This window comes from Dokdonella sp. (assembly GCF_035703485.1).
In the GTDB taxonomy this organism is placed as follows: Bacteria; Pseudomonadota; Gammaproteobacteria; order Xanthomonadales; family Rhodanobacteraceae; genus Dokdonella.
This window is the reverse complement of record NZ_DASSYD010000135.1, coordinates 1-21,445: the sequence shown is the minus strand read 5'-3', so window position 1 is coordinate 21,445 and position 21,445 is coordinate 1. Positions and strand designations below refer to the sequence as shown.

Below are 21,445 nucleotides of genomic sequence, written 5' to 3'. Positions count from 1 at the left end.
GGCTTTTCACGTTAACCCAAGCCCATGCCTTGGCGTGCCGATCTCGATGAAGCAACCACCAACTGGAGAGCCGTGTGCGGGAGAACCGCACGCACGGTTCGGAGGGCGGGGAGGTGATGAGCCTTCCCGACCCCTATCGGGTTTGGGGATGGCCAGCCATTTGATTGTTGAAGGACGGGATTGGGTGGCGGGTGGCGCAATTGAACGCCGTGAATCGAGAATGCATCGACGACCCTTGGGCAACGCTGATCAAGTGGCCCTTGGTCTCCCACTCGCCGAAAGCCTCAAATTCCCTCTCGTATCCCCTGCGCAGGCAGGGGCCCAGTGCCTTTGCCTGGTTTTCATGCTCTCGTGCGACTTGCCGGGGATTTTTCTCCTTTCACTAGCGACCCATCGCGAGCGCGACTCCGGCAGTGATATCGCTCTCCAAAAAGCCTGCTTTGGAAGAATCCTGCTGCTGGACACAGCCGAGTCTGCCCCTGGCTGGCTGAAAAGCAGCGGCAAGATGCATTGAGATGTCGCCCACACCATGATCTGGCTTTGACCTGGATCATGGCCGCCCGGCATTGCATGCGATAGCCTCCCAGCCATCCCGGCAAATCTGAATCAACGACCATGAAACTTTCGACGCTCCTGCTTCCCGTTGTCGCTGCCCTCGCCCTTTCAATCGCTCCGCAAGCGTTCGCCCAGCATGAGCATGGCGAGCATGACGCCCATGCTGACCACGCTGCGCCGGAAAGCGTTGCGATTCCGGCACAGCGTTACGCCACCGACGCTCCATTGCGCGAAGGCATGTCACGCATCCACGCCGCGCTTGAAGAATTGCGCCACTACGAGATGGGCCACATGCCGCAATCGATTGCCGTCGAGAAGGTTGCTTCGATCAAGGACGCCATCGACTACGTCTTTGCCAACTGCAAACTTGATGCGAAAGCCGATGCAGCCCTGCACAGCATGCTCGTTCCCCTGCTCAATGGCGTGCAGGCATTCAACAAGGATCCGGCTGATACATCCACGGTCGCATCAATGCGCGATGCAATCGCCGACTACCCGCGCGTATTCGCTGATCCAAGCTGGGAACTGAAAGCCGGAAGCGACGAAGAACACAGCCACTGACGCCATGAACGATCCGATTCCAGCCTGGCAATGCATCGGCTGCGGTCGTATCGAAGCACCACAAACCTGCATCGGCGTCTGCCAGGATCGCAAGGTCTTTCTGGTTCCAATGACGGACTATCAGGAAGCTCTGGACACGATCCAGCAGTTGCTCGGCGAGATCGACAGCATGCAACGCGTGCTCACCCGCCTCGCCTGCTCGACACCACGTGAGGGTCAGTGGGAGGTCTCCTACCGTGCCGCACAGGTGGAAGCCAAGGCTCTGTTGGCAGGCAGCTGATCCGCCCAGGGTTGAATCTGCCGCTCAGTCAGCGTGTTTCGCCGCAAGCCTGACCACGAGGCGCCGCTGCAGGCACGAGTTAGGGCCTGTTCGCACTATTCCGGCGATGGCGCCGGAGGCCGGAAGGTCGCAGCGCAAGGACACAGGAACATGGTTTGGTCATTCCAAATGAGCGACGACTGACGTAGCGATGGGGCTTTCCGGCCGCGTCCCGGAGGGTTGCGACTAGTTCATTAACATTGTGTTTCTCCTCACCCTGAGTGAGGAAATTCACTGCTCTGATGAACTTGCGCCAGTTCATCACTAGCGTTAAAGTCCTCACCGTGAGTGAGGAGAACTCTCCATCGCTGAACCGATTGCTGGCCGACTTTGCGCCGGGATCGCTCTTGCCGACGCGCTGGTTGACCTCGCACGGCTATGCCGACAACCTCCTGCCGAAATACGTTGCGGGTGGCTGGCTGGTTTCTGCCGGCTACGGGGTCTACCGCCGCAGCGGGGCGGAATCGACCTGGGCAGATGCTGTATTTGCACTGCAAAATCTGTTGAAACTCCCGCTCCACGTAGGTGGCTTGTCGGCGCTCGACTGGGCCGGCTTCTCGCATTTCCTGCGTCCCGGCCCCAAATCGGTCGTACTCTACGGGCCGAAGCGCCTGCCCAGGTGGGCGGCCGACGTTGTACCCCGGCATCCGCTTGTTTGGCATGCGGATCGGTTGTTTGATTTTCCCGAGAACGCTACGGACAAGGAGCGCGCGTTGGTTGATCTGCAACCGCAGGGGGAACGGCGGACCTTGCGCTTCGCCAGCGAAGAGCGCGCAATCCTCGAATTGCTCGACGAGACACCGAAACATGCCAGCCTGCATGAAGCCGATGCGGTCCTCGCGGGCCTGGTTCGATTGCGCCCTGCCCGACTCGATATGTTGTTGGCGCGATGCACCAGCTACAAGGTCAAGCGACTGTTTCTTGCGCTCGCGCATCGGCACAACCATCCCTGGCTCAAGCATGTGAATGTCGCTGATGTCGATCTCGGCCGCGGCAAGCGCGCCATGCTCCCGGGTGGCAAGTACGACGCGCTCTTTCAGATCACGTTGCCGGCAGACCTTGATGCCGAATTTCGATAGTACCTACACACGGCAACTCGCGTTGCTGGTCGATGTGCTACCGGTGGTCCGCACAGAAGCTGCCTTCGCGCTGAAAGGTGGGACAGCAATAAACCTTTTCTTCCGTGATTTGCCACGCCTGTCCATAGATATCGATCTGACCTGGCTGCCACTCGGAGAGCGGCGCGATTCACTGGGAGGAATCACTTCGGCGCTGCAGCGCATCGGCAATGTGCTTGGCGAAAATCACGGCTGCGAGGTGCGCCCGCGGGTGACTCCCGATGGAGTGCCGACTGGCCTCGCCATCAATCGGCGCCGAGTGCCAATCAAGATTGACGTCACGCCGGTGTCGAGAGGCTCGGTTTTTCCAGCAGAAATTCGCAATCTGCAACCAGCTGTGGCCGAACGTTTCGGCTTGATCGAATCCCAGACGCTTGGATTCGCCGATCTGTTTGCCGGAAAAATGGTTGCTGCGCTAGATCGCCAGCATCCGCGAGACCTGTTTGATGTCATGCACTTGCTTGCAACGGAAGGGATCACGAACGAACTTTGGTCGGTTTTTCTGGTTTATCTGACAGCGACCGGGCGCCCGGCAGCGGAATTGATCGCACCTAATCTCCTCCCTCTTGAAGATCGGTTTGCCGTGGAATTCGCCGGGATGGCAGATGAAGCTGTTGACGTCCGATCGTTGATCAGAGCGCGCGAAGAACTGATTGCCGAGATCCACTCGCGCATCGACGACAACGTCAGGCAATTTCTATTTTCGATAGAACACGAAAGCCCTGAATGGGAGCGGCTTGCACTCCCGGATCATGTCCCGCAATTGCCTGCGCTCCGCTGGAAGTTGCTCAATCTGCGCAAGCGATTGCCCAAAAAGCGCGATGCCGATCACCGGCAACTTGCAGAAGTGCTGGTACGCATCGATAGATAGTCATTCCGTGCCGCGATCTCCCGCGTTGAAAGCCGTGATTGATGCTGAATTCGGACACAGAAGCCCTGACCAATCCGCTTCCGACAAGATAGTGGATAGATTACTGCTCCGACCTCTCCTGTCCTTGCCTTATGCGGATTTCACCCGTGAAAGCGCAGCGCCCTTGTGCATGGCGATGTGATCAGTCTTGTCGCTTTTGATTTCGTATTGCGGATCATCCTTGCTGCAATGACGTGTGTAGCCCTTCCATTCGAAATCGCTTTCGTGGATTTTCCTGATCACGCCGCTGACATGGCCTGCTTCCGAGTTCCAGCGCACATGATCGCCGACCTTGAATGGCTTGCTCATGGACTTCTCCCGTTGCTGATGTCACCGTTTTCCGGTGTCTGATTGCTGATCCGTCGGTGGATAGACCACCTCACCTGCTTCGATGCGTGCGCCCTGGGTGAGACTGGCGGCATCGACTTTGCCCGGCCCCATGATGTGGCGGACCGGCACGCCGCGTGCGAGCAAATGGTCGGTGATGATGCGCCGATGGCAACGCCACCAGACCGCTTCCGAACACATCAGCGCACAACGCTGCAGGCGCGCGCGCTCCAGCAACTCGCGCAAGCCGTGTGCGAATGCTTCGCTGCGCGAGTAGGCCGCGTAGCGGGCGAAGCTGGCATTGCTCCAGAAGCTTTCGGGTGCAGCGCCTTCAAGTTCGCGTCGACTGCGCCGGCCGCACAAGGGCGGCAAATACCAGTAGTCGATAGCCTGCGCGGCCAGACTTCCGGCCAATGGTTCGGCATCGTATTGCGGGAATCGCCGCGATCCCGGCAGGCGCCGGACATCGACCACGCACTCGATCCGCGACTCGTCGAGTAGTGCCAGAAACTGTTCCAGCGAACGGGTGGAGTGGCCTATGCTGAAAATCGGTGAGGTCGAGCGATTCATTGCTCCAGCATAGGCTTGCACGCCCGACCCGCCGATGAACCCCGGCATGGGGCCGGCTCTGCGAGCCGGGCTCGCCAGCTTCATCGCCAGCAATCGGCCGTGGCGGCACGGGTTGCGATTCAGTTTCGCTTTGAAACCAGGGATAAACACCTCGTTTCAAAGGCTTTTCCGGTCTGTTTGACGACTCTGAACAGAGTTTTGACGCGAACCAGGGCTTCAGACCCGTAGAATAGGCAACTTTGCTTTCCTATAAGGTCGCTACCATCCATGCCGAAACCATCGTCGCTTGATTACGACCAGCTCCTCGCCTGCGCGCGTGGCGAGATGTTTGGTCCGGGCAATGCAAAGCTTCCGGCGCCGCCGATGTTGATGTTCGACCGCATTACGCGGATTGACGAGACAGGTGGTGTCCACGGCAAGGGAACGGTGCATGCCGAGCTCGATATCCGCCCGGATCTCTGGTTCTTCGGCTGTCATTTCGAGGGCGACCCGGTGATGCCGGGATGCCTCGGTGTCGATGCCATGTGGCAGTTGGCCGGCTTCTATCTGCCCTGGCTCGGCGAACCCGGTCGTGGTCGTGCGCTCGGCGTCGGCAAGGTCCGCTTCAGCGGTCAGGTCTTGCCGACGGCGAAGGTGGTCCGCTACGAAGTCGACGTGCGTCGCATCATGCGCGGCAAGCTCTCCCTTATCATTGCCGACGGTCGCACCTACGTCGATGATCGCGAGATCTATGTGGCCGACGATCTGCGCGTCGGTCTTTTTACCTCAACGGATGGTTTCTGATATGCGTCGAGTCGTCGTCACTGGCATGGGCCTCGTATCCTGCCTCGGCAATTCCCTGGAGTCGGTTTCCGCCTCGCTGCGCGATAGTCGCAGCGGCATTCGCGACATTCCCGAATATGCCGAGCTCGGTCTGCGCAGCCGCATTGCCGGCTTGCCGGTGATCGATCTGGTTGCTGAAATCGATCGCAAGCTCAAGCGTTTCATGGGTGATGCGGCGGCCTATGCCTATGTCGCAATGCGCTCCGCGATTGCCGATGCCGGGCTCAGCGACGAGCAGGTGCGCAATCCACGCAGCGGCGTCATTGCCGGTTCCGGTGGCGGCTCACCCGAATGGCAGATCGCCGCCGCCGACCTGCTGCGCAACAAGGGCGTGCGCAAGATCGGGCCGTACATGGTTCCGCGCACGATGTGCTCGACGGTTTCGGCGACATTGGCCACGGCATTCGGCATCCTTGGATTGAGCTATTCAATCTCGGCTGCCTGCGCGACCTCGGCGCACTGCATCGGTGCCGGTGCCGACCTGATCCGTCACGGTGCGCAAGATGTCGTCTTCGCCGGCGGCGGCGAGGAGTTGCACTGGGGCATGACCTCGATGTTCGATGCCATGGGTGCGCTGTCGACGGCCCACAACGAACATCCGGAAAGTGCATCACGCCCTTACGATGTCGACCGCGACGGATTCGTCATTGCCGGCGGCGGCGGCATGCTCGTGCTGGAAGATTACGAACACGCCAAGGCGCGCGGCGCGCGCATCCATGCCGAGCTGGTTGGCTATGGCGTCACCTCCGATGGCGCCGACATGGTTGCGCCGACCGGCGAAGGCGCAGTGCGCTGCATGCAGATGGCCATGGCCAATGTCAAAGGTGATATCGACTACATCAACAGCCACGGTACAGCGACGCCACTCGGCGATATCATTGAACTGAAAGCCCTGCGTGAAGTTTTTCCGAATGACATGCCGCCGCTGTCGTCGACCAAGGCCTTGAGTGGCCACTCGCTCGGCGCAGCCAGCGTGCATGAGGCGATCTACAGCCTGCTCATGCTCGAAGACGGCTTCATCGCCGGTTCGGCCAACATCGACAAGCTCGATCCGGCTGCCGAAGGTTTTCCGATCGTGCAGAAGAGCCACGAAGCGAAGCTTGATGTGGTCATGTCGAACAGCTTCGGTTTCGGTGGCACCAACGCCAGCCTGGTGTTTGCGCGGGCGTAGGAGCTCACTTCAGGGGCGATGCTTTTTTTCGGGATTCGGGATTGGCAGGAGCCTCGCCCGTGAACGGGCTCCCACGCTATTGCATTACCTTTTATTTTTAACGTGTGAGCTTTCTGCAAACCGCGCGGCCAAACCACCGGCGCGGCGCACCGGGGTTGCCAGCGCCGCGTCGAGCACGGCATCGCTGCCCCAGATTTCGACCGATTGCCTGGCCCGCGACACCGCGGTATAGAGCAACTGCCGCGACAGGATGCGGTTGTCGGCGTCCGGCGGTAGCAACACGGCGACCTGGTCGTACTCCGAGCCCTGGCTCTTGTGAATCGTCACCGCAAACGCGCCCTTGTGCTCGGGCAAGCTGCCGGGCTCGAAATCGATCGCCCGCCGCTGCAATCCCGGGGTGTCGTTCGCGATATCGGTGGATGCGGTCTTGTCTTCGCGAACGGTGACCTCGAACCAGACCCGCAACTGGTCGTTGTCATCACGCAGACACACGCCGACATCGCCATTGAACAAACCGGCCGCGGCATCATTGCGGGTGATCATGACGACACGACCGGGATACCAGGTCGCGGCAGAAAAGCCGTCGACCTCGTGACTGAGCATTCTTTCGAGGATCGCGTTGACCGCTTCCGAGCCGAACGCCCCTTCGCGCAGCGCGCACAGCAACTGACGCTGGCGCAGGGCATCGAGTACGGCCAGTATCGCTGCCATTTGATCGACCGGATGGCGATCAAATGCACCTGCACGCTGGAGCAGGGTCTGCACCGCACCGCCCCAGATTCCGAGTGCAATCGATAGCTCCCCCGGCGTACCCGCGCGGCGATTCCGCACCTTGTCACCGGCGTCATTCCAGGCCCGATCGAATGCGCCGCGGTCACCCATGCGAATGGCTTCATTGATCGGCAGCAGCGATTGGTCGGCGCGGAAGCTGTGGCGCAACCGGACCAGATCTTCGGCACCGGCAGCCTCCATTGCGGCGACCAGATCGAGCAGCACCGAGCCGGTTCCAACCGAAGTCAACTGGTCGGCATCGCCGATCAGGATCAATACGGTGTCTTCGCGCAAGGCCTCAAGCAGGGTGCGCAGCAGGCCGAGATCGAGCATCGAAGCCTCGTCGACGACGACGATATCAACCGGCAGCGGGTTGTCCGCATGATGGGCAAATCCGCCGCGCCGACCGCGACTGCCAAGCAAGCGATGCAAGGTGCTGGCCTGTGCCGAGAGCGCGATTTCAATCGACGCCGACCAGTCATCGCCGAGCGGTTGCTGCGCATGTTCGCGCAGCCGTTTGGCACCCTCGCGCAGGGTTTCCGACAGGCGCTGTGCGGCCTTGCCGGTCGGCGCGCTGATGCGGATCGTCGGCGCCAGTTCGGCGCGGGTTTCGCGATCACGGATCAGGGCCAGCAACATGCGCAGGACGGTCGTCGTCTTGCCCGTGCCCGGGCCGCCGGTGAGCACGAAAAAGCGTCGCCCGGGCATCCGCGCGACGGCGTCACGCTGGGCCTGGACCGGCGTGTTTGCATCGCCATGGAACAAGGCATCAAGCGTCGCCAAAGGTGTTTGATCCGCGGCGGCGGACTGCGCACGACGCTCGCCGATCATTCTCGCCACGGCGATCTCGTGGAGAAAATTTCGGCGCAGGTAGAACAAGCCGTCATCAAGGACGAAGGCCGTGTCCGCTTCGTTGGCGTCACGGGATTGCGCGGTTCCGACCAGCGGCTCGCCGCGCAAGCTCTCGATTTCCTCATCGCCAAGTGCACGCATGCCATGGCGATCCGCTTCGGCCCCGGTCAGCGGCAAGGCACTGTCGCCATGACCTTCGGCCAGGCTCGCCCAGGCCGCGACTTCGGCGAGCAGCGCTGAGCCGCCATGGGCCATGACCCAGCGCGCAACCGCGCAGTCCAGCGAACGCCACGACTCGGCGATCGTTACCGCCGAATCAAGACGGCGAAAATGAAATGCAGCGGACTTCATCACGCGACCTCCCGGATGATTCCGCTGTCGAGGACTTCGCCGACTGCAGCAAGCAGGGCATCGGGGAAGCGATGGCGCCAGATTCCGGCGTCCTTGCCGAGGCCGACGGCACGGACGAACAGATAGAAGCATTCGCCGAGCTGGCTGGCGCGGTCGTAGCTGTGCCCGATTCGCTGAGCAAGATAACGATCGAGGGCCACGCAGTAGAGCAGAGCCTGGAAACGATAATTGGATGCATCCATTTGTTGCAACAAACGCTCGCCCTGGTAGTCGGTAATCCGCGTGCCAAGAAAATTACCTTTGTAATCAAGAACGCAATAACGCCCGGCGTGATGGAAAATCAGATCGATCTTGCCGTTCATGAGTCCGCTCAAGGTGCGCGAGCTCGATGGAACCAGATCGGGTTCGCCATGTTCCGCGCAGACCCTTCGCAGTTCGCTCATCGACGCGCCCTGCAGCGGAAAAAAGAATTCCATCTCGGCGAGCAGATCGTGTACGCCCAGATCGGCAAGGCAAAGTGTCGGCGCGCCTTGCGCGCCGAGTGACGCTTCGAGTGCCGATTGCAGACGCTTGCCCAGAGCCTCAACGAGCACAGAGCGCTCAACGCCCTTTCGACGCACGCCGGCATTGGCCAGTTCCGCTGCGAGCAATTCATGCTGGGCACTGAACGGCACACCAATCTCGCGGTGCTCGAACATGGCGTGGATGGCGTTGCCGAAATCGGCACCCTTGACCGGCTCGAGTGCGAGCAGCAAGGGATGCCCGGCCTCGTCGTCGCCGACTGTCTGCGTTGGTGCAGCGACCGAAAGGGCCACCGATTCCGCTGGCTCGATTCCCTCAACGCTCGCTTCATCGCCGGCCGACGCCTCCGGATCGAGCGCCCGCGTCGAATGATGCCGGGTCAAGGTCGTGAAGCTGTGACGGGCTTCAATCGGACCCGCCGTTCGCGGCGGGATGATGCGCGCGGCGGATCGGCTGACACGCTCCTCGGCAGACTGGTAGAACGCGTTGTCGTCGGATTCGTTGCGCCAGCCCGGTGCGGCGATCCAGTCGACATGTGCTGCCTGCCCGGCAAATTCGGCCGAGCCCGGCGCCGGCTGCATGCGCGCGATCAACACATCGAGCGCGCTGCGCGTCGTTCCTGCCGCGGGTCCCTGATTTTTCTGCGCGGGCCGGTCGGCGGGCAGGGCGAGGACATGGCAGGCATGGATCGCCCGCGTCATGGCGACGTACAGCACGCGGAAGCGCTCATCCTGCAGATCCGCGTTTTCAATGTCCTTGGCCGACTCGGCGAAGCTGACCTGACGCCGACCTTCGCTGTTGACGATCCACGGCGCCGGGCTCCTGCGTTCGCCATGGGCCCACATCAAGGGCAGAAACACGATCGGGAATTCGAGCCCCTTGCTCGCATGCAAGGTCATCAAGGCGACCCGCTCGCTGTCGGATTCGATGCGTAGCTGGGCGGCGTCAGCGGCGTCCTCGTTGTCGGCGGAAAGCTCCTTGCGCTGGTCGGCAAACCAGGCCAGCAACTCCTCGCTGCCGGGTGTCTGTTGACTCTGCTCCTGCAGCAATTCGCCGAGATGGCGCAGATCGGTGATCGCACGCTCGCCACCGAGGGTATCGAGATAGCGCCCGGCCATGTGCTCGATCAAGGCATCAATGACGGCCTGGATTCCGCGTTCGTGCCAATCGCCGTGCCAGCGCCGGAAGATGTCGCTGATCTGCTTCCAGGCAGCGACATCCTCGCTCAGCCGTTGCAACTCGCTGAAGCTCGCGCCCCATAGTCGGGTTGCCGCGGCGGCACGGGCCGCACCGAGTTCGGTGTGGTGGATCAGTGCGTGCAGGATGATCTGCAACTCGCGCGCGATATCGGTGGCGTAGACGCTGCTGCGATCAGTCGCGACGCAGGGCACACCGCGCTGACGCAGCAGATCGCGCAGGCTGCGGATGCTCGCCGCCGTCGGCAACAGCACGGCGATATCGGAGGGTTTCAAAAGATTCTTGCCGATCTTGTGACGCCCGGATTCGAGCAGATCAACGATCTGGTTGGCGCAGGTTTCCAGGGCCAGATTGCGCCGTTCGGCAGCGGCGTCAGGACAGGTTTCGCGATAGTGAATGAGCAGCGGCTTGGCGCAGGCAAGGCCATCGATCGTGTACGGCTTGCTGTCGCGCCGATCGCTGGCATTGACCGCGTGATAGCGAATCGGGCTTTCCTCATCGATCGCGCTGAGCGATTCACCGGCACAGGCGAACCACTCGTTGATCGCATCCACATAAGCACGCGAGGAACGATGGTTGGTGTCGAGACTGAGCCGACCATCGGCGTCCGCCTCGGCAGCCGCAGCCTGATAGGCATGAATGTCGCCGCCACGGAAACGGTAGATGGCCTGCTTCGGATCACCGATCATGACCAGGCGCCCGCGCGGGGCGCCCGCATCGTCGCGATAGATGCGATCGAGAATGCCGTACTGGACGCTGTCGGTATCCTGGAATTCGTCGATCAGGGCGACCGGCCAACTGGCGAAGAGGGCATCGGCCAGAGTTCGGTTCGCTCCCGCCTTCGCTTCGCCTTCAAGCACTTCGGCGACCGAGGTCAGCAAGCTGTCAAACGATTGTTGATGGCGGCTGCGCAGACGCGCCTCGATTTGTTCGCGGGCAACTGCGACGACCTTGTGCCAGAACTCATGCAGCATGCGCTGGCGTCGTTGAGCGAGAAGCGGTGCGCAACGCAAGGACAGTTCAACGATGGCGGTGACATCTGCATCGTCCTTGCGACCTTTGAGCAAGCCTTTTCGGTCCGCAGCGCCCTTCAGGTCATTGATGACTTCGCTATCAGGATAGAGAGTCGGGTCTTCAATCAGTTCGGCAAGCCGTTCCCATGCTCGACGGAGTCGGGCGTCTTTGCGAAAGGCGCCGGAATCGGCAACAAGCGTACGCAACGCAGGCAACTCATCCACCGGCAGCGGTGACTCTTGCTCGATCAACGGAATTGACGTGCCCGGCGTGATCGACGTTCTCAGAATCGCCAGCAATGACGCGTGCTTGAGATCCGCGGCGACACGCTGCTGCAGGTCGACCAGTTCATCCGGCCTGTTCGATTGCTGGAAGCGGCGCATCAGGTCGCGGGCGATTTCCTCGAGCATGCCCTGACCATCAACCAGATCGCCCCTGGCAAACGGTACCGCGCAGGCAAACGGATGATCGGCGAGGATGCGACCGCAAAGTACATGCATGGTGCTGACCGGGGCGACATCCATTTCGGCGATGGCAAGGCGGATGCGCTGCAAATCCGGATTTCGTTGACCGACGGCGTTCGCCCAGCGCGCGCGCAACCAGGCTTCGTCGACATTGAGTGGCTCTTCGCCAACATCGCCTGCAACCGCGAGCCGTTCGGCCCAGCGCAATTTGCTGCGCAGTCGCTCACGCAATTCCTGGGCCGCAGCCTTGGTGAACGTGGTCACCACGATCTGGCGTGGCGAGAATTCGCGCTCAAGAATCAGGCGCAGATAGAGCACGGCGATGGTCCAGGTCTTGCCGGTGCCGGCACTCGCTTCAATCAGGCTGCGGCCGCCAGCGCCGAGATCGAGATCGCGCCAATCGCTGCGCGCGGTATCTTTCCTTGTCTTCCGCGCGCTCATGCTTTCGACTCCAGATTGATGTCGAGGCAGATCAATGCGTCCAGGTATCTGGCGGTTTCATTGAGTTGCGCGAGCTCGTGGCTGTCACCCGCAAATTCGACGTCGCCGGCAAGCAGTCTCGAATAGCCTGGCGCGTAGTCGCGTTCGCCGCGAGCATGTTCCGAAGAGGCCCATGCGCCCGCAACGTCGACACTGCCATCGCTGCGCTGTTTGCCGCTGATCGCTTGCCACGAGGTCTTCGGGAAATACCATTGCGGTTTCGCTTGCGCCTGACGCCAGAAATCGATCAGGGCAACGACCCGCTCGCGCAAATCGTCGAGCAGCTTTTCCTGCTCGCCCGCATCGGCAACCAGCCAGAGTTCATCCCAGCGATCGAACTGACCCAGCCACCTCTGTGCCCCGCCGACCACGGCGGTCAGGCGAACGGCAGGCGGCGTTGGCTCCCGCGCGGCCGTGTCCAGACGTAGCAGCGCCCAGTCAAGGAACATCGGGATGCGCTCCTTGAAGTTCAGGTCCTTCTCGGCCTTGATGCCCTTGTTGGCGTCGCTGGCATTCGGAAAGATGCGCAGCAGCCGCCACTCGTTGGCGTTGACGAAGAGATGTCCGATACGACCGCTGACGCGCTGGCCATCGATCAGCAGATCGACATCATGTCCTTGTGCGGCAGGCGCACCACTGGCAAACATCGCGCATTCTTCGAGCGTTTCCAGCAACGCTTCGCAGGCGAATTTCTCCTTTTCCCAGGCGACCACGCCGGCTCGTCCCGGCGGCATGCGTCCGCTCAGGCGCACCCATGCCGGGATCTGCTCCAGCGAAACCGTCTCACCACTCGCACGTCGCGCAAGTACGTCAAAGAACAGCGTTCGCGCGATGCTGTCGATGGCCTCGAATCTCGGCTCGATCGGCTCATCTTCGGGCAAACGATCATCTTCGAGCGCGTCGAGGCGGATCTGCATGCGGCTCTCAAGCACCTGTCGGGCAGGATCCTTGAAGTAGGCCTGGACCTGACCCAATGCGATCGGCGGCTCGATTTCGATACGGCGCGTATCGGCGGGATCGTAGAACGGCAGCAGTGTGCTGTTCGTGCCCGCTCCCTTCATTTCGGCATAGCGGGCGTCATACGAAAACAGCCGCGGATCGCCGCCATCGAAGTAGCGTGAATCAAACGGTTGCAGCGGATGACGCACGAACCACGGCCGCGCGGTGTCGTCATCGCTGCGCAGACCGGCACTGTCATCGAGCGCGGCCAGCAGTTCGGCCAGCGGCGGTGCCGGGTTGCACAACTTGCCATCGCGCACGCCCTGGCCGATGTAGCTCAGATGCAGACGTTGACGCGCCGACATCACGGTTTCGAGAAACAGATAGCGATCATCACTGCGCACGTCACGGTCACCGAGGCGGCGCAAGCGACTCATCAGGTCGAGTCCGGCATCACTACTGCTGCGCGGAAATTCACCATCATTGAGACCGAGCAGGGCAACCACCTTGAACGGAATCGCACGCTGCGGAACCATGCCGCAAAAAGTCACGCCACCCATGAGGAAGCGCTGGCGCTCGGGGACGGAAGCAAGGCGCTCGGTGAGCAGATCGCGCACGACACTGAAGTGCAGCTCGGGATCTTCGCCGGCGGCTTGCGGTTCACTGGCAATGCCGCGAATGAACTTGAGCACGAAGGCCGCCGCCTCGCGCGCTTCGCCATCCATCGGATCGACGGCGAACAGGGCTTCGAAGCGGGTTTCCAGAGCGACAGCCCACTGACTCGCAGGCAGGGTTTGTTCGGCCAGATCGCAGAGCGCCTGGATTTCCTGCAGCAATCGATCCAGCGCGCCGAGACTCTCGGCGCCCGGGCCATCGATTCCGGTCAGTGGTGCCAGTTCGGTCTGGTCGGCGAGGCGCACTGCGGGTTGGCGATCGTCGCTGACGGCATCGGCCATCAGATAGCCGGCGAGCAGGCGATCCAGCGCCCAGGCAAAGGTATGTTCCGAGATGCCGGGAACACCGAAGCGCTCGCGGAACGAACCATCGAGCGCCCAGGCGACGCGACTCTCGCGCAACCAGGCCGAGAGATCATCAAGATCGGAAGCATCAAGTCCAAGACGCCGGGCCATTTCAGGCACCGACAGCAGATCGATCACTTCGGGTGCGGTGACCCGCGTACTCGGCAAATCGAGCAGGCGCTGAAACGCAACAAACAGCGAGTGGCTGCGCGCGATGGCGATATCGGCGAGGTGATACGGCAGTGCTTCACGGTCGCTGCCGGGCACGCCGAAGACGGCCGGAATCAGCGGCGCATAGGCCTGGATATTCGGTGCCATGACGACGATGTCGGAGGGCTTCAGCGGCGCACCCTCGGATTCAGCGTGCGCGAACGCATCGAACAACTGGTCGCGCAGAACTTCGAGTTCACGCAGGCGCGTGTGGCAGGCGTGGATGCGCAGCGAGGCATCCGCGACCTCGGCGTCCGTGCTGGTTTGCAGATCGACATCGAGCAAGCCGGGTTCGAGTCGACGAATACTTTGCTGCAAGCGCTCAAGGCGATCGCGCGGTTGGCTGTCGGCTTCGTCGCGCCAATGGCGGACATCCTCAAGCACCATGTCCTGGCCATCGGACAAGGCGAGCATGAAGTGCTGGCCCATGCGGCCCCAGCGCGCGAGCAGCGGATGCTCCTGGTCGACCCAGTAATCCTGTCCGTCCGCGCTATCGATTCGGGCCTGCTCGGCATCGCAGTACGCGGGCAAGTCGGCGCGACTGTGGCCAAGACCGCCCCAGTATTCGCGGCACGGATCCGGCACGTACAGCGCAACCGGACGTTTGCCTGCGAACGCGCGCAACACGGCCAGTTCCGACGGGGCCAGATGACTGATGCCAAACACATGCAGCGCATCAACCGAAGCCGGGGCGGCTTGGCCAAGCTGCCGGATCAGCTCGCCAACGACATCACCGCGATGCGCTCCCAGTTTGCTGCACAGATGTTTCCACAACGGCGCGAGCAGTTCGCGCTCGGTTGCCTGCGTTGCAGGATCAGCGCTTGCGCGACTCGCCGTTTCGAAACGCCCTTGCTCCCACGCCTGAAGCCAATCGGGTCGATAGACAAGGTATTGCGAATAGATCCGGGCCAGTCGATCGGCCAGCTGGAATCTCCGTCGGGCGCGATCGGCGATATGAGACGGATCGCTGTCTTCACGCAGATAGGACGACACCCGCGCATCGCTGACGCCGATGGATGCGAGATCGCCGGCCAGCAGCGCATGGATGCTCCAGCGCAGATGACGCTGCTGATAATGCGGCAGCGAAATCGCCTGCTGATCAAGTTGCTGCTGGGCCAGCCGATCGATCCAGACGCTGGGCAGGATCACTTCCAGATTCGCCGCGATCCCGCCCATCGCCGGACTACGCGCGAGCTCACCCTGCAACCACTTTTTCATGCCCGGATGGGCGGCGACGATGGTCTGCGGCGCGAGCACGTTGTCCGGTCGCGTCGCACCGAGCAGTTCGACCAGCGGCGGTACCAGCGCTTCGAGACGACTCGCACGCATGATCACGAGACCGTGATCCAGATCGCGACCATCGACGGACGTGGTCGTCTGCTCATCCATCGATGTCATTGCCTCGCTCAATCAGACGTTTTGCGCAAGGTCGGGTCAGCTGGATGGCCAAATGGAACATCAAGATGTGCATCAATCAGCAAGCCGCGACATTGATCATCACCCGCGCACCGGCGTCACGCCAATCCTCGGGATGACAGGTGAAGAGAAGAATCTGATGCCGTTGTGCGGCATCGTGAAGGATGCGTTTCATCTGCTGGCGGCGCACGGCATCACTGTTGACGAGGGCGTCGTCGAGAATCAACAGGGTCGGTTGACCCGCCTGCTTGAGCAGATCCGCGTAGGCAAAGCGCGCGATCACGCCGAGCTGCTCGCGGGTGCCGAAGCTCTCGGCATCGATATTGATCGTTTGATTGTTTCGGGTCAGTGCTTGCGGGCGCAGCGCGTCGATATCGATACTGAGCACAACGCCCGGAAACAGAATCGCCAGATAGTGCTGCAGGCGCTCGCGTAGCGGCGCGTACAGGCGCTGGGTCAGGGCGGCCTGATGCGATTCAAGACGCTCGCTCAACAGTGACAGCGCGTCGGCGCGCAAGCGCAGTTGCTGATGACGTCGCTGGCGTTGTTCGACGGCCACTTCGGCGGCGGCGAGTTTTTCGTCGAGTCCATCGGCACCGAGCGTTTCCAGCCTGGCCCGACCGGTGCTGATCGCATCACGCAGATCGTGACGCTGTTTTTCGACAAGGCGCAGGGCTTGTTCAAGCCGGGCAATGTCGGCATCGATCAGTTGTGGATTGCTCGCATCGAGTTCGGTTTCAGCCTGGCCGACCTCGGCCTGCAGCTTGTCCCGGCGCACCACCGCTTCCGCAAACTCTCTTTCACGCAGCTCCGCCGTACGTAGCGCTTCGCTGCTTTCCAGACGCTGACCGCTGCTGTCGATATTCGCCTTGAGCGCTTCCCGCGCCAACTCGATTCGGGCAACCTGGCCGAGCAGGGTTTCGTGCTGCTCATCGGCAAGCGCCGCCCCGGCTTCCGCCTCATCGAAGGCACGCCGGGTCGATTCCAGCGATTCGCCCGGCTTTGCTTCGGGCAATGCCGCAAGTCGCGATTCGATGTCCTTCGCCTGTCCCTGGGCCTCGGCGAGCCGACGCTTCAGTTGCGCCTCGTCATCCTCGCCGAGCAGCGCATTGCACTCGGCTTGCTGACGCGCGATTTGCTGCTCCAGATCCAGATGGCGTTCGTGGCGGAGCGTGGCATCAGCAAGATCCTTGACCCCCAGGGTCACGCAAAGCTGCGCGAACTGATCGCCGAGTTTCTCCGCTTCCGTTTCGAGACGCGCAATGTCATCGCCACCGGGGGTAATGCCGATTTCACCGACATTGGCGATGCGCAGCATCATCGCCGCGGTGATGCTGCGCTTGCCCTCGCCTTCGAGCATGCCGAACTCGCCGGCATCGATGCGCTGACCCTTGTCGAGACGATAGGTCAGCTGGGTGGCAATCGCCTCGCGCTGGATGCGGTTGTCGCGGACGCTCTGATCAAGCCTGGCCAGACGACTCAAATCGCGCTTCGACAGCTTGCTCGCGGCGGATTGTTCTTGCAGTGCGGTCAACGACGCGCTGAAACCGGCCAGTCGCTCGAGGGTGTTCGCCATGCGTCCAATCTCGGCGTGAACTCGCTTGAGGTCGGCTTGCAGGATTCGATGTTGCTCGGCGTTTTCCGCGACTTTCTGCGCCAGTCGCGCTTGCTGGCGCAGGTCGCGGGCCTGCGCCCTGCGCGTGGCAGCGGCAGCGAGATTCTGTCGCAGCTGTTGATGTTGCTCCGCGCTGTCATTGAGTTCGGCACGTTGCCGGCTGAGCTCGCGCAGTTCTTTTTCGCGCGTCCGCGTTTCCTTGTGCAAACTGTCGACGCGCGCATTCACTTCACGCAGGCTTTGCCGACTGCTCTCCAGGGCTTTCAGTCGCGGCTCGAGAGCTGCCTTCAAGGCTTCCGCGGCGCGCTTTTCGCGCTCGAAACCCTGCCAGGGTTTTTCACTCTCCAGGCGATCGCGTTCCATCAGGCTGCGCGCCAGACCATCCGAAAGCGCGGAAAAGTCTGCGGCCGTGGAGCGCAATCCATCGCGCAGTTCGATGGCAGCCGCCAGCGATTTTTCAGCCTCGGTGAGTACGCCGGTCGAGCGACCGGTGGCGGTGAGCAACCTGGCCAGTTCGGCGTGCAAAATCTCGCCGAGACGCCCGCCCGAACTGCTGGTGATGTCACCGAGAATGCTTTTGAGTCGCTCGGCCAGCGAATCCGCCGCGTGGGCAACCGCACTGGCCAACTCGCCGCTGGTGCCTTGTTCGATCCACAACAGACCCGGGATACCGTGGGTGTCGGCACGGCTGGCCCCGCGACCGGCGAGACCGAAACCAAGACGCTCGGCGAGTTGTTCGTCAGCCTCGCTGCCTTCCCATGTTTCGCTGCCAATGCGCAGACTCGCACGTGGTTTGACGAAGAAGGTCTTGCTCGCCGAACACAACAGCTCGCCCAGGAGGAAATCAGCGCTGATCGTTGGTGCGGCCTGGGCCAAATCCCGTGGCGATATCGCCTCGACAAACTCACCTCTTGTGGAATGCTTCTCGAAGAACAGCGTGCGCAGGGCCTGCGCGATCGTGCTTTTGCCGGCGCCGTTCGGGCCGTGCAGGATATTCAAACCAGACTCGAGTCCATCAATCTCGAAGGGTGTCGAGAACTTGCGGAACTGATCGATGCCGAGGCGTTCGAGCTTCATGCGCCAGCCCCTTCGCGGCGGATCAGATCGAACAACAGCTTCAGGGCCTCATTGGCCACGGCTGCCTGATCGCCTTGCTCCTGCATGTCGCGCAGTTCATCGACGACTTCGGCCAGGGCCCCATCGACCTGCATTGCGGCAAGATCGGCCGCGGTCGGTTCCAGACGCAGTTCGCCGAGATCGCTCTCGAAAACATGGGCACGGGCGCGCGCTTCCTCGCAGAGCATGCGCAATTGTTCGCTGCTGGCGAAATCGACCAGACCTTGCACGTGCAGACGGACGACATCGGTGTCGTTCAATCCCTGCAATTGCTCACGCAGTTGTTCGACATCACTGGAGCCATTGATCTCGACCCCTTGCGCGCGCCAGCGGAATCGACCCACGCGTTTCGGCGTCACCCGCGGCAGCGCGCCGGGCGCATCGATCTCGACCAGCAACACGTTGCCGGGATCATTGTCCTTGAAGCGATCCTGCTCGGGCGTTCCGCTGTACCAGGTGCGCGCATCAATCTGACGCGTGCCGTGCCAGTCACCGAGAGCGAGATAATCGAGACGTGCCTGGGCGGCACGATCGGCTCCAATCGGATTCGGCGAATCGATTTCCTCGGCGAGGATGCCGGCGACACTGCCATGGGCCAGGCCGATGCGGATCAGGCCCTCGGTCGTTTCCGCCGTGTCGAACCATTCGGTCAGGTCGTCATGGGTCTGGCGCTGGGTCAGCGGCGCCGGCAGGATGGCAAACCCCGCATCGGCATATTCCATGACCCGGGTTTCGAGGGTGAGCTCGATATTCGCCGGCAGGACAGCCAGCCGTTGCAGTCGGCTCCAGACGCTTTCGGCCAGGGCCGCATCATGGTTGCCTGGCAGCAGGATCCAGCGCCCCGAATAGCCGGCCATCGCGTTGATCAGGCGCCGCAGCGAGTGATCCGACAGCGCCTGCTTGTCGAACACATCGCCGGCCACGAGCACGGCGTCGACCTGCTCCGAAGTCGCCAGCCCGGCAATGCGCACGACCGCGTCGTAGCGCGCCTGGGCCATCGCCGCGGCCGGGTCGTGATCGTCACTTTCGCCTTCGAATCCGTAGACGCGACCAATCTGCCAGTCCGCCGTGTGCAAAAACTTCATCCTTCCTCCCTGATTTTCCGAATCACCAGCAACCACCCCTGCATGCCATCTCAAGTGTGGATACTACGCACGATGCGCCACTCATTTCCTGAGAATCACTCCACGGCGACAACAACGCATGAGCGAAGTTTGCGGTCGCTGATTTTGCAGGGAAGCGGCGACGCCTGGGTTATAATCCCGCCGCGGCCGCTGGCGGACCCCGTTCACCGGTGTCTGCCGCCGCAAATCCTGTCAATACGCGCCCGTAGCTCAGCTGGATAGAGTACCGCCCTCCGAAGGCGGTGGTCGGGGGTTCGAATCCCTCCGGGCGCGCCAAACTCCTGGTGACCATTTCGTGACTAGACAACTCGCCATAACCTGACCGGATGGCCAAGTTATGGTCTTTTTTTGTCAGCTAGTGATCCAGATTTGGCTAGTTTTCCATGACGGTCAACACCCCTCAAGCGCTGCCATCTGAAAGTAGAGACCTTCGTTCCTGCCATTGACGTTTGAAGACCAACGGCGGCAGGTTGCCGATGGCTTGGCGGCACCGTTGTTGGTTGTATATCGGCATCCATCGCTGCGTCTCAGCTCTGGTTGCTGCCAATGTTGGGAATTTATTGGCATCGAGCACTTCGACGCGATAGGTTCCGTTGAAGCGCTCGATGTAGGCGTTCTGCGCCGGACAACTTGGCTGGATGAAATCCTGCGTGTCGCCAAGTAAGTGACCACGTATTGCCAACGTAACTGACCACATCCGGCAGGCGAGTTGAACAGCGTCGCTAAGCAGTTGACCATAGGACTGACAGTCTCATGTCGACCCGGTCCGGCCTTCCAGAGATTAGGACCAACTCCGCAAAAATGGTTGGAAAGTACCGACTAAAAGTCGTGGAAAGCGGAATCCATAGTCCTTTGGGAATTGCCCGCAGATTAAGGGTACAACCCCAGACAATCTTCGCGCCCTCAAGTCATTCGGCCACTAACCGAGAATCACAAAGCCGCGCGATATAGGCGATTCGGGTTGCAGATATTTGTTCCAAGCCCTTTCCTGCCTCCAATTGGATCAAGGAGTCGATCGACATTTGCATCAGCTGTGCAAACTCGCCCTGGGACAGCTCGGCTCTCGCGCGCAGGGTCTTGATGAGGCGCGCAACATCCGCATTTGCTTTGCTCATGTCGTAACCCGCTCGCACCATTGGATTTTCAAGCATCTCTTCGGTGAAGCTTGCGAGGTCCGAACTCTTCCTATTTTGCATTTCGCCCCCCATCGGTCCAATCAAGAAGAATGAAAGTGTGCTGCCAGTAGATGGCCTTACGATTATCCTCCCGCTCGTTCGCGCCACAACTGATTGTCAGGGATCATTTCTTCCGCTTGCCGTAGCAAATTGCTGCGCCAATCTGGATCATTCACGTTTTGACCCTCGAGCTTCATGTGGTGGTCGGTGCGCGCGACAATGTCCGCGAATAGCCGCAGTCGTTGGTTGTCCACAATCGACTGCAGCGACTTTCTCGGTACCAGCGCGTAAACCAATTCGCAATCGATTGCCTCAGCGGCACGTTGAAGCGAGTCCAGTCGAATAGTTCGGTTGCGCTCACTCTCCTCCAACTTTGCCACTGTGCTGCCTCGGACGCCCATGCGCTGCCCCAGGTCAACCTGAGACTTGCAAATGGCCTCGCGAATTGCGTTGATCCACCCGCCACGAGGGACGATATTCACAGGTTGGGGAAGGCTGCGCCATTGATTTCCGACGTCGTCCAGCCTTCGACGAGCAAGTCGCTTCATGCTTGGGGATGAACGCTTTGCAGGCATACTGATGCCCTCCAGGGCGAAATCTCGGCACATCATGCCGCCCTATAGGGAGATAGACAATGCTTGTGAATGCCCCTCTAGGACTACCGACGGCCTGTGTCGGATGAGCCACTAGGGAGGGTCTGAATAAGTCGAATTTCAAAGTGGAATGATGCTCTTCGGTTTTTTAGTCTGCCTTCCAGTTGCGTCTATCGCCGAGATTCGTGAATTTTGGGTTTTTTGGTCCGATTTTTGCCGATTTCGGCACCTTTT

At 61.2% G+C, this 21,445-nt stretch carries 16 protein-coding genes and 1 tRNA gene; 7 read left to right on the top strand and 10 right to left on the bottom strand.

Going from position 1 to position 21,445, the window contains the following annotated elements; genetic code table 11:
- Positions 1 to 615: 615 nt before the first annotated feature.
- The 4 genes from VFN25_RS10565 to VFN25_RS10550 all read left to right on the top strand — a co-directional run bounded on the left by VFN25_RS10565 (position 616) and on the right by VFN25_RS10550 (position 3,424).
- Complete coding sequence (locus tag VFN25_RS10565) at positions 616 to 1,116, top strand: DnrO protein (protein ID WP_325141642.1); 501 nt, start codon at positions 616 to 618, stop codon at positions 1,114 to 1,116.
- A gap of 4 nt (positions 1,117 to 1,120) precedes the next feature.
- On the top strand, positions 1,121 to 1,396 hold the full coding sequence (locus VFN25_RS10560) for a hypothetical protein (RefSeq protein ID WP_325141640.1): 276 nt from the start codon (positions 1,121 to 1,123) through the stop codon (positions 1,394 to 1,396).
- Between the two features lie 281 nt (positions 1,397 to 1,677).
- On the top strand, positions 1,678 to 2,514 hold the full coding sequence (locus tag VFN25_RS10555; RefSeq protein ID WP_325141638.1) for a type IV toxin-antitoxin system AbiEi family antitoxin domain-containing protein: 837 nt from the start codon (positions 1,678 to 1,680) through the stop codon (positions 2,512 to 2,514).
- Entirely contained in the window at positions 2,498 to 3,424 is a 927-nt protein-coding gene (locus tag VFN25_RS10550) for a nucleotidyl transferase AbiEii/AbiGii toxin family protein (protein ID WP_325141637.1), read from the top strand. The genes VFN25_RS10555 and VFN25_RS10550 overlap by 17 nt, the downstream gene beginning before the upstream one ends.
- Positions 3,425 to 3,553: 129 nt before the next feature.
- On the opposite strand, the gene VFN25_RS10545 is transcribed toward VFN25_RS10550, so the two are convergent.
- Together VFN25_RS10545 and VFN25_RS10540 are read right to left on the bottom strand one after the other, a co-directional pair.
- Positions 3,554 to 3,772 carry a DUF2945 domain-containing protein gene (locus tag VFN25_RS10545; protein WP_325141635.1) on the bottom strand — a complete coding sequence of 73 codons (219 nt, stop codon included), beginning with the start codon at positions 3,770 to 3,772 and terminating at the stop codon, positions 3,554 to 3,556.
- A gap of 21 nt (positions 3,773 to 3,793) precedes the next feature.
- The gene (locus tag VFN25_RS10540; protein WP_325141633.1) at positions 3,794 to 4,408 is read right to left on the bottom strand and encodes a DUF488 domain-containing protein; all 615 of its coding nucleotides are present in this window, start codon (positions 4,406 to 4,408) and stop codon (positions 3,794 to 3,796) included.
- Positions 4,409 to 4,627: 219 nt separating this feature from the next.
- On the opposite strand from VFN25_RS10540, the gene fabA reads away from it, so the two are divergent.
- Positions 4,628 to 5,143, top strand: coding sequence for a 3-hydroxyacyl-[acyl-carrier-protein] dehydratase FabA (fabA, locus tag VFN25_RS10535; RefSeq protein WP_325141631.1), 516 nt, complete (start codon positions 4,628 to 4,630; stop codon positions 5,141 to 5,143).
- Between the two features lies 1 nt (position 5,144).
- A complete protein-coding gene (fabB, locus tag VFN25_RS10530; protein WP_325141629.1) occupies positions 5,145 to 6,353 on the top strand; it encodes a beta-ketoacyl-ACP synthase I in 1,209 nt (402 codons plus the stop codon).
- 84 nt (positions 6,354 to 6,437) lie between these two features.
- Here fabB and recD read toward each other — a convergent pair whose 3' ends face one another.
- The 5 genes from recD to VFN25_RS10505 all read right to left on the bottom strand — a co-directional run bounded on the left by recD (position 6,438) and on the right by VFN25_RS10505 (position 19,404).
- A complete protein-coding gene (gene recD, locus VFN25_RS10525) occupies positions 6,438 to 8,327 on the bottom strand; it encodes an exodeoxyribonuclease V subunit alpha (RefSeq protein ID WP_325141628.1) in 1,890 nt (629 codons plus the stop codon).
- The gene (locus VFN25_RS10520) at positions 8,327 to 11,965 is read right to left on the bottom strand and encodes a UvrD-helicase domain-containing protein (protein WP_325141626.1); all 3,639 of its coding nucleotides are present in this window, start codon (positions 11,963 to 11,965) and stop codon (positions 8,327 to 8,329) included. The genes recD and VFN25_RS10520 overlap by 1 nt, the downstream gene beginning before the upstream one ends.
- Complete coding sequence (gene recC, locus VFN25_RS10515) at positions 11,962 to 15,570, bottom strand: exodeoxyribonuclease V subunit gamma (protein ID WP_325141623.1); 3,609 nt, start codon at positions 15,568 to 15,570, stop codon at positions 11,962 to 11,964. The genes VFN25_RS10520 and recC overlap by 4 nt, the downstream gene beginning before the upstream one ends.
- Positions 15,571 to 15,646: 76 nt before the next feature.
- Positions 15,647 to 18,280, bottom strand: coding sequence for an AAA family ATPase (locus VFN25_RS10510; RefSeq protein WP_325141621.1), 2,634 nt, complete (start codon positions 18,278 to 18,280; stop codon positions 15,647 to 15,649).
- Positions 18,277 to 19,404: a DNA repair exonuclease gene (locus VFN25_RS10505; RefSeq protein WP_325141619.1), complete on the bottom strand. Its 1,128-nt coding sequence runs from the start codon at positions 19,402 to 19,404 to the stop codon at positions 18,277 to 18,279. Before VFN25_RS10505 ends, VFN25_RS10510 begins: the two co-directional genes overlap by 4 nt.
- Positions 19,405 to 19,642: 238 nt before the next feature.
- On the opposite strand from VFN25_RS10505, the gene VFN25_RS10500 reads away from it, so the two are divergent.
- Positions 19,643 to 19,719 (top strand) — tRNA-Arg (locus VFN25_RS10500).
- A gap of 124 nt (positions 19,720 to 19,843) precedes the next feature.
- On the opposite strand, the gene VFN25_RS10495 is transcribed toward VFN25_RS10500, so the two are convergent.
- The 3 genes from VFN25_RS10495 to VFN25_RS10485 all read right to left on the bottom strand — a co-directional run bounded on the left by VFN25_RS10495 (position 19,844) and on the right by VFN25_RS10485 (position 21,166).
- Positions 19,844 to 20,125: a transposase gene (locus VFN25_RS10495; RefSeq protein WP_325141617.1), complete on the bottom strand. Its 282-nt coding sequence runs from the start codon at positions 20,123 to 20,125 to the stop codon at positions 19,844 to 19,846.
- A 226-nt stretch (positions 20,126 to 20,351) separates the two neighbouring features.
- Positions 20,352 to 20,651 (bottom strand): helix-turn-helix transcriptional regulator, encoded by a 300-nt coding sequence (locus tag VFN25_RS10490; protein ID WP_325141615.1) that lies wholly within the window; start codon positions 20,649 to 20,651, stop codon positions 20,352 to 20,354.
- A gap of 50 nt (positions 20,652 to 20,701) precedes the next feature.
- Complete coding sequence (locus tag VFN25_RS10485; protein WP_325141613.1) at positions 20,702 to 21,166, bottom strand: mobile mystery protein A; 465 nt, start codon at positions 21,164 to 21,166, stop codon at positions 20,702 to 20,704.
- Positions 21,167 to 21,445 lie beyond the last annotated feature (279 nt).

What these genes read in the sequence shown, in the direction of transcription:
- VFN25_RS10490 (WP_325141615.1), bottom strand. Translation starts at nt 20,651, where the DNA reads ATGGGGGGCGAAATGCAAAATAGGAAGAGTTCGGACCTCGCAAGCTTC.
- VFN25_RS10505 (WP_325141619.1), bottom strand. Translation starts at nt 19,404, where the DNA reads ATGAAGTTTTTGCACACGGCGGACTGGCAGATTGGTCGCGTCTACGGA.
- VFN25_RS10560 (WP_325141640.1), top strand. Translation starts at nt 1,121, where the DNA reads ATGAACGATCCGATTCCAGCCTGGCAATGCATCGGCTGCGGTCGTATC.
- VFN25_RS10510 (WP_325141621.1), bottom strand. Translation starts at nt 18,280, where the DNA reads ATGAAGCTCGAACGCCTCGGCATCGATCAGTTCCGCAAGTTCTCGACA.
- recC (WP_325141623.1), bottom strand. Translation starts at nt 15,570, where the DNA reads ATGACATCGATGGATGAGCAGACGACCACGTCCGTCGATGGTCGCGAT.
- fabB (WP_325141629.1), top strand. Translation starts at nt 5,145, where the DNA reads ATGCGTCGAGTCGTCGTCACTGGCATGGGCCTCGTATCCTGCCTCGGC.
- VFN25_RS10520 (WP_325141626.1), bottom strand. Translation starts at nt 11,965, where the DNA reads ATGAGCGCGCGGAAGACAAGGAAAGATACCGCGCGCAGCGATTGGCGC.
- VFN25_RS10565 (WP_325141642.1), top strand. Translation starts at nt 616, where the DNA reads ATGAAACTTTCGACGCTCCTGCTTCCCGTTGTCGCTGCCCTCGCCCTT.
- VFN25_RS10555 (WP_325141638.1), top strand. Translation starts at nt 1,678, where the DNA reads ATGAACTTGCGCCAGTTCATCACTAGCGTTAAAGTCCTCACCGTGAGT.
- fabA (WP_325141631.1), top strand. Translation starts at nt 4,628, where the DNA reads ATGCCGAAACCATCGTCGCTTGATTACGACCAGCTCCTCGCCTGCGCG.
- VFN25_RS10485 (WP_325141613.1), bottom strand. Translation starts at nt 21,166, where the DNA reads ATGAAGCGACTTGCTCGTCGAAGGCTGGACGACGTCGGAAATCAATGG.
- VFN25_RS10540 (WP_325141633.1), bottom strand. Translation starts at nt 4,408, where the DNA reads ATGCCGGGGTTCATCGGCGGGTCGGGCGTGCAAGCCTATGCTGGAGCA.
- VFN25_RS10545 (WP_325141635.1), bottom strand. Translation starts at nt 3,772, where the DNA reads ATGAGCAAGCCATTCAAGGTCGGCGATCATGTGCGCTGGAACTCGGAA.
- VFN25_RS10550 (WP_325141637.1), top strand. Translation starts at nt 2,498, where the DNA reads ATGCCGAATTTCGATAGTACCTACACACGGCAACTCGCGTTGCTGGTC.
- recD (WP_325141628.1), bottom strand. Translation starts at nt 8,327, where the DNA reads ATGAAGTCCGCTGCATTTCATTTTCGCCGTCTTGATTCGGCGGTAACG.